We start from the raw sequence: 12,729 nt of genomic DNA, 5'->3' as shown, positions 1-12,729 counted from the left end.
CTAAATAATAAAAGCAAATGGGCTGATTTTTTATTTTATATAATCGATTAAACCACCTATCATAAATATTACTATCATAAATGTTATCATTCCTAGAAAGTAAGAAATTACTGCTTTCGGATAATTTAAAACTTTCTTTTTGTCAAAAAAAAGTACAATTGCCCATAAAATGTAAAGAATCCCAATTAAGTAACCTTTATCAATTATATTTAGGTCAAATAAGCTATTAGCAATTCCAAAAAAAGAAAATAGTAACATTCCTATCCCCATAACAAAACATAAAAGAATAAGTATTTCAAAGAAATTGTAACCGTACTTTTTAAAGAAAATTTTAATCCAAAATGCAATAAAGATGCCCATTAATATATTAGAATAGCCATAATTATTAGAAACCCATCCAAAAACAGAAGCTATTGTCGAATCCTTTTCAAAGGAGTAACCTACATATCCATCTTCAAAATTGAATATTTGTTGAATAATAGAATAAATTAAAGAGCATACTATTATAAAAACTACTGGCTTAACGAGTCTATTTCTGTCTTCATTTAAAAAATTTCTTACAGTTTGCCCTGGTCTTATAATTAACTCTCGGGTTGTATATAAAAAACCTTTATTAAAATTTAAGACACTACCAATTTCACTAATTATATATTTTGCGTCAATTTTAGTCAATTTAAGTGGTAGCCCACAATGTGAACAATAGTTTTGAATTACTTCACTATTACAATTTTTACAAATATTCGTTTTCATTTATTTTAAATTTCGAAGAATTAGGCATTTCGGCACGAAAGTTAAGCTAGTGTAAAAATTGCATGGTATGCAAAAAATCTACTAACGAAAATTACAATATTTCATTTTGTGGCTTTACTTTCTAAGTAAGAAAATCAATTCCGACAGAACGAATTAATGATTCAATAAATACGAGAAAATAAAAGTGGCTAATTTCTAAATCATATTACTTACATCAAATTCTGCTTGATTCAATTTTACTTTTAATAAGATATAATTTGATTTTTCGATCGCTCCAATAAGAGTGGGAACATCAAATTTTTGACCATCAATAGTTCCTTCTATAAATGTATATCCTTGAACGTTTGAATAATCCATTCTCATAAATTTCTTATTTCTATAAATTGATTTTATATCCGAATAATTAATTTTTGCATAATCATACTTACCGAAGAACGCTTTATAGGCAGAAGTATATTTACCTCCAGGATATAAGGCCACGATCATGAAAGAATTGTAAAGTTCTATAATAGGTATATTGTATCGTATGAGTACATATAATTTTATAATTCCTTTATAACCAAGGTAAACACATAAAAAAAGTAGTAATAATGACAAAAGGTTCGCAAATTCAAATGCAAATTCAATTTTGTCAAATGACCACTGTACGAAGAAAATAGCTGCGCAGACAACGATCAATCCGAGAATAACAAAGGCTGCCCTTGATCCGTCACTAAAATAATAGGTTGTATCTGCTTTCATATTTTATTTATTTTTAAAATATACTTATTTTAATTGTTGCTTTCAAAAGTAAATGATTACGATCAATCTTCCAAACAAACAATTTTTAAAGCATCTACGGACTATCATATCAAGATCATCCTCGAGGATTAGGTGGACAAAAATACTAGAAACTTTTTAAAAAAATTGTTGCAAAAAAATGTTCTAGTCGGAAAAACGAAATTATATCACGCTCAAAATTCACTAACAACGTTAAGATGTTTTACAAATAGGTGCAAATAGTATTTTACTTATTATTGTTTTCAGATTTAAATTTATAGTAAAAAATGGATATTAAAATTGGATTTGGCAAACAAACTACCATTAAATATTGTAAATCTTTATTTTCAAAATTTTTGAGCATTAGCGCTACTATAAATACTATTAGCACTATTGGTAAGAGATAGAAACTTAAAAAACTATACAAAGTATTCTCTCTAACCTTTTTATTAAAATTCAAGAAGACTGTTAAAAACGAAATTGAAATAAGTAAACTTATGAAACTGAAGATGAACTCTGTGCAATAGGGAATATAATATGTAGGAATCGTGTCTCTATTTATTTCTATAAAATGACAAAGTATAAAAGTTAGAACACAACTTAGAAGTAAAGTTGTGAAATAATTTTTAACTAAAAAAGATTTATATTTTAAACTATTCATTTGGTAGATTAAGTTTTTTTAGCTTTAAAATTCATGCTATTTTTCCATTTTGCTGTCTGATGAACACTGTATTTAGAAGATTAAATGGTAACGGTTATTTAATCTGAAATAAAACTGTAGTAAAACCAAGAGTCCTGAATTGAACTAGTTGAGATAAATATACTTTAAAACAAATATATATATTTTAAAGTATGTGAAGATGGTAAGCTTTCATGAAATATGCTAAAATAAGTTTGGTGTAATAAAAAACCACTTCAAAATGAAGTGGTTTCGCTATATTTATTTTATTGCTTTCATTTATGAACACGGAATATAATTGTACTCAATCATTGCGTCAAAATGTGTGCTCGATGTGATTTTAAAACAGAGAGTAACCAAAGATTATTGATGCTGTTTTATATTCGGAACCCCAGTACATATAATTTTTCAACACCTCTCTATTCGAAAGGTATCTCAATTCTACACTATATTTATTATTTAGTTTATAACCTACGCCAAGTGCTAAATTGAAAGTTGTGTCAATTGGCAAATCACCTCCGAACTCATAATCAAATTGCGAATTTGTCGGAAAATCTAATACACCTGAGGCATTTATAAATAGTTTAGAATTCTCGTTTAGATAAATATAATGTCTTACTCCTAAAGCCAATTCAATCGATGTATAATCTACTTTTACTTTTTGATAGGCAATTTCCGTTTCCGCTTTAAAATATTGATATGTTGGCTCAGCAATTATACTCCATTTGTTTTTATTAAATGGTAAAACAAACTCGCCCTCAAGACCCAATCTAAATGTTAATTTATTACCAAAATTTAAATCTGTACTACTTGAAATGACATTACTTGTTGATAAAGAGGAAATGTTAAGCCCTGGACGAATACTTAAATTAAATGGATTCTTCTTTTTCTTTTTTTCAAAAATTGTATATTGTAGATTATTACATTTATTATATGTTACAAAATAATTCATTAAATCTTTTTTACTATAATCTAAATTTTTAAAAGTAGATAAATCAAAAGTTTCACAATTTAAATCTTTCCAGAGTTGTTGTTTGTAACTGCTATTTATTGCAATATTATTAACGCTATTCAGATATTTTTTATAGATTAACTGTTCAATTTTAGCATTGTCTTTATTGTAAAAATATCTTGTAAGATTGCCATCTTCATACGAGTATAAATTTGCATTTCCTTCAATTAATAATTTTAAAAAGAGTTCTTCTTCCTTAAACTGCGGGCTTCCCTCATTGGTAAGGGCGTTTATAAAATCCGAAGACCTGTCAATATCCACAGTGCTTCGCACGTATTTAGTAATATTATAAATGCTAAATTCTTTTACTGATTTTATCGTAGCTGTTTCAGAATTCGCATTTTCTGAAGTTTTATATTCAAAATAAGATGGATTGTTTTTCCAATCTATATTTTTGATCAAACATTCAATTTTTTGATTCGCATTGTTAATGTAGTATCCTTTTTCAAAATTAATTTGTGAATACCCACTCAAACTTAACATTGTAGTTATGATTAACACTATGTTTTTTTTCATTTTTTTATTGTTTTTCGATTAAATACTTAAGTGATTTTGAAGATATCAAAAGCTTAAAATTAAATCCTACTTTTAAAAAAAGCTATGAAAGCGATTTTTAATTACTAGGGATTAATTTTAAATCGGTGCGAATATAATTTATTTTAATATATATCTAAATATATTTTTGTAATAATATGCTTATAATTTGCACAGGTTTGCCTTAGTGATGGCAGTGGCATCCTTTTTGTTTTTCTTTAGAAACAAAAAGATAGAACGGACAGCACGACCTGAAAGGGAACGCCCAAAAACATTTTCTAAAATTATAGTAAAGTTTTTAAATTTATAAATTCATACTTCTTTATTCTGATTTTCATATCGTATCTTTGCTTTTCAAAATTTTGATTATGGATATGGCTGTTGACAATGTTTTTCCACCAAGAGAACCGAAACCGAAATGGTTGCGCGTGAAATTGCCTACGGGTAAAAATTATGCAGATCTTAGAAATTTAGTTGATAAATATAAGCTGAATACTATTTGTACTTCGGGAAGTTGTCCGAATATGGGCGAATGCTGGGGCGAAGGAACGGCGACGTTTATGATTTTAGGAAATATTTGTACGCGTTCGTGTGGCTTTTGTGGGGTAAAAACGGGTCGACCAGAAGATGTGGATTGGGATGAGCCTGAAAAAGTGGCACGTTCTATCAAGTTAATGAACATCAAACACGCCGTAATTACAAGCGTTGACCGCGATGATTTAAAAGATATGGGTTCGATTATTTGGGCAGAAACAGTGAAAGCTATTCGCCGAATGAATCCAAACACAACTTTAGAAACTTTAATTCCTGATTTTCAAGGAAATACAAGAAATATAGACCGAATTATAGCGGTGGCTCCGGAAGTAGTTTCGCACAATATGGAAACCGTGAAACGTTTGACACGTGAAGTGCGTATTCAGGCGAAATACGAGAAAAGCTTGGAAGTGCTTCGCTATTTGAAACAACAAGGCATCAAAAGAACAAAATCTGGAATTATGCTTGGTTTAGGTGAAACCGAAGAAGAAGTGATTCAGGTTTTACACGATTTGCGTGATGCAAATGTGGATATTGTTACGATTGGTCAGTATTTACAACCAAGTAAAAAACATTTGCCAGTGAAGGAATATATTTTACCAGAGCAATTTGAAAAATACGAAAAAATAGGAAAAGAATTAGGTTTTAGACATGTGGAAAGTGGTGCATTAGTGCGTTCGTCTTATCATGCAGAGAAGCACATTCATTAAATCAATAACAATTTCAATAGCAATTTCAAATTTCAATTTAGAGGCTGAAAGAATACCGAATTCCTTAACAGCTAGAGAAAAGAAGAGAAAAATAAAAAGTTAACCTAAAAGATGAAAACAAGAATTGCTATAAATGGTTTTGGAAGAATTGGGCGCAATGTGTTCCGATTGTTATTAAATCATCCAACTATAGAAGTAATTGCCATTAATGACATTGCGGACACGAAAACAATGACGCATTTGGTAAAATACGATAGCATTCACGGTGTTTTGAAAGAGCCGATTTCGTGCACAGAAACGACATTGGTAATTAACGATAAATCGTATTTGTTTTTTCATGAAAGGGAAATTAAAAACCTAGATTGGAAAGCTCTAAATATCGATATTGTAATTGAATCCACGGGAAAATATAAAACGTTTGAAGCTATTAATCAACATGTTTTATCGGGTGCGAAGAAGGTAATTCTTTCTGCTCCTTCTGAGGTTGATGAAATAAAAACAGTGGTTTTAGGTGTTAACGAACATATTTTAGACGGAAGCGAACTTGTTATTTCAAATGCAAGTTGCACGACGAATAATGCTGCTCCCATGATCAAAGTGATTCAGGAATTGTGCGAAGTTAAGCAAGCGTACATTACAACGGTTCACTCCTACACTACCGATCAAAGCTTACACGATCAACCGCATAAAGATTTACGAAGAGCTAGAGGTGCAGCTCAATCGATTGTTCCAACAACTACTGGCGCTGCAAAAGCATTGACTAAAATTTTTCCTGAACTTGAAGGTAAAATTGGTGGCTGTGGTATTCGTGTTCCGGTTCCAGATGGTTCTCTAACAGATATTACTTTTAATGTGAAGCGCAGGGTTTCCATTGAAGAGATCAATGCAGCTTTTAAAAAGGCAGCCGAAACAAATCTAAAAGGAATATTAGATTATACAGAGGATCCAATCGTTTCTGTGGATATTATTGGCAATCCAAATTCATGTGTTTTTGACGCGCAATTGACTTCTGTCATTGATAAAATGGTAAAAATTGTGGGTTGGTACGATAATGAAATTGGATATTCATCTCGTCTCATAGATTTGATTTCTTTTGTTTCTAAAAAATAAAGTTTTTTTTTCTCATGAATTAACCTAAATTGCAGTGTTTTAAAATTAATTCTATCTACAAAATTGATAAAACAATTTGCAATATTCTTATACCTAGTATCTTTTGCAAGTTACTCACAATCGATATATAAGCAAGTTACTGGCGCAACCGACAGTACTGATTACTACCTAGAAATTGGACTTTTTAATAAGGAAGATAAACAATCTTATAAAAAAGCAGTAGAGTTCACTGAGAAAGCTATTGATTACGCGAAATCTACAAACAATACCAACAAGCTAGCTGATTCATACTTACAATTAGCTAACATTTACTACGATTTAGAAAAAAATAATTTGGCTGTTGATTACTATATCAGGGCTGTAAACTCGTACGACAAAGATAATCCGAAGACGAATTTAGCCTTGTCTTACTATGGTCTTGGTAAATGTTATCTAAAAAAAGACAATATCAAAGTCGCTGAAATTTATTTTGAAAAAGCTGCCGCGCTCTACAAATTATTAAATTTTCATGAAGCCATTGAATTGATCAATCTTCAAAAAGGAATTATAAAAAAAGAAAAGAAAGACTACAGAAATGCAACTTACATACTCTTATCTGTAATTAAAAACCTAGAAGACGATAGTTTTCTCAGCACTAAATCAGAGGCGTACTTTCAATTAGGCGAAATTGAAATGGCACAAGAAAAGTATGCTTTAGCAATCTATTATTACGAAATTGCCAATACTATCAACGACACGGATTCAAATAATATTGAAACCACCAAGAAAATCCTACATCAGCTAAGTGTTGGACACGAGAAAAACAAAGACATTATTAAGTCCCAATACTTTTTGAAAAAATATGTAACCTTCTCAGATTCCATCACTAGTAATTTTATCCGTTTTGATTCTGAAAACATGATTGACAAGGTGCAGTTTGATCAGCAACTAAAAACGATAGAGCAATTAGACAAGGAAAAGAAAAGCCAGCAAAAGACATTGCGTTTTTCTAAACTAATCAGTATTTTAAGTATTGCGTTAATTTCCATTTTGTCGCTGTTGAGTTTGTCATTGTATAAAAACAACAAAATTAGAATTAGCACAAATAAGTTGCTTAAGGAAAAAAACAAAGAATTAATTGCCGAAAAAGAAAGAGCAGAATTAGCCTCGAAGGCTAGAGCCGATTTCTTATCTACTGTAAGTCATGAATTGCGAACGCCACTGAACGCAATCAACGGAATTACCTATCTTTTACTTCAGGAAAAACCAAGAGCCAACCAATTAAACTACCTGAAATCACTGGAGTTTTCCGGAAATTACTTATTGCATTTCATTAATGATATTTTAGAGATTAACCGATTAGAATCTGACAAAGTAGACGTTGAGACGATCGATTTTGACCTGAAGAAATTAATTGATAACATCTCCATTTCATTTCAAGAGTTTATAAAAGAAAATAACATTCATTGCCATTTAAATTACGAAGCTGCTGTTCCAAGTAATTTAAGAGGTGATCCTACAAAACTTTCTCAAATTCTAATAAATCTGCTTAACAACGCCATTAAATTTAGCAAAGATGGCGATGTTTGGTTGAGTATTAAAAATATAGCCGAAACTGAAAATTCGGTTAAATTACTATTTAGAGTTAAAGACAACGGAATTGGAATACCAAAAGACAAACAAAAGGAAATATTTGAAAGCTTTAGTCAAGGTTCTGTAGAGGTAAACAGAACTTATGGCGGAACAGGTTTAGGACTTTCAATTGTAAAGAAAATTCTTGAAATTATGGGAAGTACTATTCATTTGCAAAGCGAAAGCGGTAAAGGAAGTACTTTCACGTTCGAATTAGAATTTGAAAAAGGCGACGGAAAAGAAGTGATTTTAGATGTGAGTCCTGCTGTTAAATTCCTGAATGAGAAGAGAATTCTTCTGGTGGAAGACAATAAAATCAACCAAATGATTACTCAGAAAATGTTAGAAAAAAGAGGTATTTCTTGCGTAACTATTGATAATGGAGAAGAAGCTATTGTAGAAGCAAAAATGAATCAATACGATCTTATTTTAATGGATGTCCATTTACCAGGAATTAATGGAACCGAAGCTACTACCGAAATTAGAAAATTTGATTCTAAAACACCTATTATTGCTTTAACAGCAATATCTTTAAACGAAAACAAAGAAATGCTCTTGTCTTATGGCATGAATGAAGTTATCACAAAACCGTTTGAACCAGAGCATTTCTATGCTGTTGTAACTAATTATTTATCGAAGCCTAATTAATACTGAGCAATCAGATTCTTAATTAGATTTCTTACGTGTGGTTCTGCTTTTGAAGCGGCTTCAAGCACTTCTTCATGACTTACCTCATCGATATTTTCTTCATCACCCATATCAGTAATTACGGAAACACCAAAACATTCCATTTCCATATGACGTGCAACAATTACTTCTGGAACGGTTGACATTCCAACGCAATCTGCACCTAAAGCTTTTACCATTTTATATTCAGCAAGGGTTTCAAATGTAGGCCCTGATAATCCTAAATAAATTCCTCTTTTTAAATCTACAATAAGTTCTTTACCTAATTCAAATGCTTTTGCAATCATAGCTCTTGAATAAGGTTCACTCATGTTTACGAATCGCGGTCCGAAACGTTCATCGTTTTGACCTCTTAGCGGATGCTCGGGCATAAAATTCACATGATCTGTAATTACCACTACATCACCAACTTTGTAAGCTGGATTTACTCCGCCTGAAGCATTCGATACAATTAACTTCGTTACACCTAAATATTTCATTACGCGCACTGGAAACGTAACTTCTTTCATGTCGTAGCCTTCATAATAATGAAAACGACCTTGCATTGCAACCACTTTTTTCCCTTGAATGGTTCCAAAAACCAAAGCGCCTTTATGTCCTTGCACCGTTGAAACTGGGAAATTTGGAATTTCCGTGTAAGGTAATGTGTGCTCAATTGTAATGTCATCTGTAAATCCGCCTAATCCTGAACCTAAAATTACGCCATATTCTGGCGTGAAATTGGTTTTGTTTTTAATGAAATTAACGGTTTCTTGTACTTTGTCCCACATAATCTTTTATCGTTTTATCAATGTTCATACTATTCAAAAATACGGATTTTATTGGCAAATAAAACAATTGGTCTTTTGGCAATAATCCGTTTAAACGCACAAAATCTTTTTCAGTTGTAATTATCTTTCTTCCTTTTGCTCTTGCTAAAATCTGATCGCAATCTTGTTCTGAAAAAATATGATGATCTGGATAAACCAAGGTTTCATCTTTTCCAGTTTTAAGAAAGTAAAAAAATAACTTCGGCTTGGCAATTCCTGCAACTAATACTTTGTCTTCCGACTGAATAATTTCTGTTGCTATTTTTTGTTCCGCTCCGAAAACATAATCATCATAAGCGATAGTTGTGAAATAAACAGCTTGCTTCGCTTTTAATTTCTTCTTAATCTCCTCTTGTGCAAGGTCCGATAAATCTTTAGGACATTTGGTGACAATTATCACGTTGGCTCTTTTTTTACCACTTGATGGTTCTCTTAAATTTCCGAAAGGCAAAGAATAATCGTCTGAAAACAAATCGCCATAAGCTGTGAGTAAAATATAAAGTCCTGCTTTTACTTTTCGATGTTGAAAAGCATCATCTAATAAAATTAAATCCGGTTTATTGGCTGAATTTATTAATTGCTCGATTCCATTTCTTCTATTAGCATCAACTGCAACTTGAACATTCGGAAATTTTGAAAAGAATTGAAAAGGTTCATCACCAATTGATGTTGCGCTAGCATTTTCATCTGCTAAAACAAAACCTTCGGTAGCACGCTTATAGCCACGACTTAATACCGCAACTTTATAATTTTCGGATAACAATCGGATTAAATATTCAATTTGAGGAGTTTTCCCGGTTCCACCAACGCTTAAATTTCCAACAGCAATAATTGGAATATCAAAAGTATAGCTTTTCAGAATTCCTTTATCATAAAGCAAATTGCGAATAAAAGTTACAAGCCAATACATAATGGCTAACGGGAAAAGTATTTTTCGTAGGAAATTCATAAATTATTTATCAGAATATTGACCCATTGCAGAAATTACATAAACTGATACAACGTCATCATTAACTTTGTAAATAATCCTGTCTTTCTTATTTATTTCTCTTGACCAAAAACCTGTAAGTTGGTGTTTTAATGCTTCAGGCTTACCAATTCCTTCATACGGTGCTTCCGATAATTCTATTAAAATTCGCTCAAGCTTTTTTATACTCGCTCTATCACCAGATTTTAAATGTTTCTGAATATGCGATTTTGCTAAATCTTCTATTTCAACTCTAAACTTCCCCATATATCAGTAGGATCTAAAGTTGTATAATTGCCTCTTTTATCAGCTTCCAAAACCATTTTCACAAATTCAGGATTATAAGAAGTTTCTTCAACCTCAACCTTTTCATCTTTAGATTCCGCAACAATTACATCCTTCTCATTAGCAAAAAAAGCGCGAGCAAATTCTAAGAATGCTTTCCCTTTCTTTGATTTTTCGTTAATTTTTATTGTTATTGTTGTCATAATAAAACTTATTAGTTTTACAAATATACAAAAATCGTTCAACTTAATTTTGGTGGAAATGGCAATTTAAACGGGTTCTTTTTTTATCTTTGAAATGAAATCGTTAAAAAATGAAATTACAAGAAATACTTGCCGTTTTAGAGGAAATGGCACCTTTAGGTTATGCCGAAGATTTTGATAATGTTGGACTTTTGGTTGGAAATTCTAATCAGGATATTTCAGGCGTTTTGGTTTGTCACGATGCGTTAGAAAATGTGATTGATGAAGCTGTTGCTAAAAAATGCAATTTAGTTGTTTGCTTCCACCCTATTTTATTCTCAGGAATTAAGAAAATCACCGGAAAAAACTATGTCGAGAGAGCTATTTTGAAAGCCATTAAAAATGACATAGCAATTTATGCAGTTCATACGGCTTTGGACAATCATCAAAAAGGAGTGAACAAAATTTTCTGTGATGCTTTGGGTTTAATCAATTCGAAGGTATTAATTCCGAAAGAAAATTACATTCAGAAATTAGTCACTTTTACCATTCCTGAAAATGTAGAAAAACTTAGAAATGCTTTGTTTGAAGCTGGAGCTGGAACTATCGGAAATTATGAAGACTGCAGTTTTAATTCAAAAGGAATTGGAACATATATGGGCAATGAAAATAGCAACCCAGAAATAGGTTCGCGTTTTGAATTTGTGGAAGCTGAAGAAATTAAAATTGAAGTGACTTTTGAGAAGCATTTACAAGGAAAAATATTGAAGGCATTATACAATAATCACGTCTATGAAGAAGTGGCTTACGAACTTTATAAGTTGGAAAACAAGCATCAAAATATTGGTTTAGGAAGAATTGGAGAATTCGAAAATCAGATGACTGAAAATGAATTTTTACAGTTAGTTAAGGAAAAACTGCAATGTGGTGGCATTCGTCACTCCGTTTTTACGGGAAAACCCATAAAAAAAGTCGCGGTTTTAGGCGGAAGCGGAAGTTTCGCCATAAAAAACGCAATTGGCTCAGGCGCTGACGCTTACTTAACTGCTGATTTAAAATATCATCAATTTTATGAGGCTGAAAATCAGTTACTTTTGGCTGATATTGGTCATTTTGAAAGCGAAAGATTTACAAAAAACTATATAGTTGATTATCTTAAAGAAAAAATCACTAATTTTGCAATCATTTTATCAGAAGAAAATACAAATCCAGTTAAGTACTTTTAAATATGGCAACAATCAAAGAGGTAAACGTAGAAGACAAGTTAAGAGCCCTTTTCACATTACAGTTAGTTGATTCTAAAATCGACGAAATCAGAAATGTTAGAGGAGAATTACCGTTAGAAGTAGAAGATTTAGAAGATGAAGTAGCGGGACTTTCTACACGTTTAGAGAAATTAAAAGGCGATTTAGACTCGATTGATGATCAAGTCAAAGAGAAGAAAAATGCTATTGATGCGCACAAAGCTGGCATTAAAAAATATTTAGAGCAACAAAAGAATGTTCGCAATAATAGAGAATTCAACTCTTTAACAAAAGAGGTGGAGTTTCAGGAATTGGAAATTCAATTGGCTGAAAAAAACATTAAAGAATTAAAAGCTTCTATTGAGCACAAAAAAGAAGTTGTTAACGGAACTAAAGAACGTTTAGACGGAAAACAAACGCACTTAAAACATAAAAAAGCTGAATTAAGCGACATTATGGCTGAGACTGAAAAAGAAGAAAACTTCTTAACGAACAAATCTCAAGAATTAAGAGGACAAATTGAAGAACGTTTATTAGCAGCTTACGACAGAATTAGAAACAGCGTTAGAAATGGTTTAGCGGTAGTTTCAATTGAGCGTGGCGCTTCTGCAGGTTCATTCTTTACAATTCCTCCACAAACACAAATGGAAATTGCTGCACGTAAAAAAATTATTACGGATGAGCACAGTGGAAGAATCTTAGTAGACGGCGTTTTAGCTGACGAAGAAAGAGAAAAAATGGATAATTTATTTGCTAGCATTTAATTAATCCTTTCAAAATAAAAAAGTACCGTCTCATTTAGTTGTGACGGTATTTTTTTTTCAACTAACGAACCATTTCAACTAATCACAAAATA

The 12,729-nt window shown here is 31.5% G+C and carries 12 protein-coding genes; 5 read left to right on the top strand and 7 right to left on the bottom strand.

The window, feature by feature from the left end:
- Nucleotides 1-30: 30 nt before the first annotated feature.
- The 3 genes from ACFSX9_RS15420 to ACFSX9_RS15410 form a co-directional block, all read right to left on the bottom strand.
- Nucleotides 31-750, bottom strand: coding sequence for a DUF3667 domain-containing protein (locus ACFSX9_RS15420; protein ID WP_379809292.1), 720 nt, complete (start codon nt 748-750; stop codon nt 31-33).
- A 195-nt stretch (nt 751-945) separates the two neighbouring features.
- Nucleotides 946-1,491, bottom strand: a complete 546-nt coding sequence (locus ACFSX9_RS15415) for a hypothetical protein (RefSeq protein ID WP_379809290.1) — start codon at nt 1,489-1,491, stop codon at nt 946-948.
- A 1,037-nt stretch (nt 1,492-2,528) separates the two neighbouring features.
- The gene (locus ACFSX9_RS15410; protein WP_379809288.1) at nt 2,529-3,716 is read right to left on the bottom strand and encodes an outer membrane beta-barrel protein; all 1,188 of its coding nucleotides are present in this window, start codon (nt 3,714-3,716) and stop codon (nt 2,529-2,531) included.
- A 386-nt stretch (nt 3,717-4,102) separates the two neighbouring features.
- Here ACFSX9_RS15410 and lipA point away from each other — a divergent pair, with 386 nt between their 5' ends.
- The 3 genes from lipA (at nt 4,103) to ACFSX9_RS15395 (ending at nt 8,347) form a co-directional block, all read left to right on the top strand.
- Nucleotides 4,103-4,978 (top strand): lipoyl synthase, encoded by an 876-nt coding sequence (lipA, locus tag ACFSX9_RS15405; protein WP_379809286.1) that lies wholly within the window; start codon nt 4,103-4,105, stop codon nt 4,976-4,978.
- A gap of 111 nt (nt 4,979-5,089) precedes the next feature.
- A complete protein-coding gene (gene gap, locus ACFSX9_RS15400; RefSeq protein WP_379809284.1) occupies nt 5,090-6,088 on the top strand; it encodes a type I glyceraldehyde-3-phosphate dehydrogenase in 999 nt (332 codons plus the stop codon).
- A 63-nt stretch (nt 6,089-6,151) separates the two neighbouring features.
- Nucleotides 6,152-8,347, top strand: coding sequence for a tetratricopeptide repeat-containing hybrid sensor histidine kinase/response regulator (locus ACFSX9_RS15395; RefSeq protein ID WP_379809282.1), 2,196 nt, complete (start codon nt 6,152-6,154; stop codon nt 8,345-8,347).
- Here the strand turns inward: ACFSX9_RS15395 and ACFSX9_RS15390 are convergent.
- From ACFSX9_RS15390 to ACFSX9_RS15375, 4 genes are read right to left on the bottom strand one after another with little or no spacing between them, the layout of a single operon-like run.
- Nucleotides 8,344-9,156, bottom strand: coding sequence for a purine-nucleoside phosphorylase (locus ACFSX9_RS15390; RefSeq protein ID WP_379809280.1), 813 nt, complete (start codon nt 9,154-9,156; stop codon nt 8,344-8,346). The genes ACFSX9_RS15395 and ACFSX9_RS15390 overlap by 4 nt on opposite strands.
- Nucleotides 9,128-10,144, bottom strand: coding sequence for a tetraacyldisaccharide 4'-kinase (gene lpxK, locus ACFSX9_RS15385; protein ID WP_379809275.1), 1,017 nt, complete (start codon nt 10,142-10,144; stop codon nt 9,128-9,130). Before lpxK ends, ACFSX9_RS15390 begins: the two co-directional genes overlap by 29 nt.
- 3 nt (nt 10,145-10,147) lie before the next feature.
- Nucleotides 10,148-10,429, bottom strand: coding sequence for a Txe/YoeB family addiction module toxin (locus tag ACFSX9_RS15380; protein WP_379809273.1), 282 nt, complete (start codon nt 10,427-10,429; stop codon nt 10,148-10,150).
- Nucleotides 10,405-10,650, bottom strand: a complete 246-nt coding sequence (locus tag ACFSX9_RS15375; protein WP_379809271.1) for a DUF2683 family protein — start codon at nt 10,648-10,650, stop codon at nt 10,405-10,407. Before ACFSX9_RS15375 ends, ACFSX9_RS15380 begins: the two co-directional genes overlap by 25 nt.
- Nucleotides 10,651-10,760: 110 nt before the next feature.
- Between ACFSX9_RS15375 and ACFSX9_RS15370 the strand changes: the two genes are divergently transcribed.
- Nucleotides 10,761-11,855, top strand: coding sequence for a Nif3-like dinuclear metal center hexameric protein (locus ACFSX9_RS15370; RefSeq protein WP_379809269.1), 1,095 nt, complete (start codon nt 10,761-10,763; stop codon nt 11,853-11,855).
- Between the two features lie 2 nt (nt 11,856-11,857).
- Complete coding sequence (locus tag ACFSX9_RS15365) at nt 11,858-12,637, top strand: zinc ribbon domain-containing protein (protein WP_379809267.1); 780 nt, start codon at nt 11,858-11,860, stop codon at nt 12,635-12,637.
- Nucleotides 12,638-12,729 lie beyond the last annotated feature (92 nt).

The sequence above is a fragment of the Flavobacterium ardleyense genome (genome assembly GCF_042686085.1).
Taxonomy (GTDB): Bacteria; Bacteroidota; Bacteroidia; order Flavobacteriales; family Flavobacteriaceae; genus Flavobacterium; species Flavobacterium ardleyense.
This window is presented reverse-complemented; position numbering and strand designations above follow the sequence as displayed.

Bases quoted from the DNA above. Each gene is read 5' to 3' on its own strand.
- ACFSX9_RS15420 (WP_379809292.1), bottom strand. From the start codon at position 750: ATGAAAACGAATATTTGTAAAAATTGTAATAGTGAAGTAATTCAAAAC.
- ACFSX9_RS15415 (WP_379809290.1), bottom strand. From the start codon at position 1,491: ATGAAAGCAGATACAACCTATTATTTTAGTGACGGATCAAGGGCAGCC.
- ACFSX9_RS15410 (WP_379809288.1), bottom strand. From the start codon at position 3,716: ATGAAAAAAAACATAGTGTTAATCATAACTACAATGTTAAGTTTGAGT.
- lipA (WP_379809286.1), top strand. From the start codon at position 4,103: ATGGATATGGCTGTTGACAATGTTTTTCCACCAAGAGAACCGAAACCG.
- gap (WP_379809284.1), top strand. From the start codon at position 5,090: ATGAAAACAAGAATTGCTATAAATGGTTTTGGAAGAATTGGGCGCAAT.
- ACFSX9_RS15390 (WP_379809280.1), bottom strand. From the start codon at position 9,156: ATGTGGGACAAAGTACAAGAAACCGTTAATTTCATTAAAAACAAAACC.
- lpxK (WP_379809275.1), bottom strand. From the start codon at position 10,144: ATGAATTTCCTACGAAAAATACTTTTCCCGTTAGCCATTATGTATTGG.
- ACFSX9_RS15380 (WP_379809273.1), bottom strand. From the start codon at position 10,429: ATGGGGAAGTTTAGAGTTGAAATAGAAGATTTAGCAAAATCGCATATT.
- ACFSX9_RS15375 (WP_379809271.1), bottom strand. From the start codon at position 10,650: ATGACAACAATAACAATAAAAATTAACGAAAAATCAAAGAAAGGGAAA.
- ACFSX9_RS15370 (WP_379809269.1), top strand. From the start codon at position 10,761: ATGAAATTACAAGAAATACTTGCCGTTTTAGAGGAAATGGCACCTTTA.
- ACFSX9_RS15365 (WP_379809267.1), top strand. From the start codon at position 11,858: ATGGCAACAATCAAAGAGGTAAACGTAGAAGACAAGTTAAGAGCCCTT.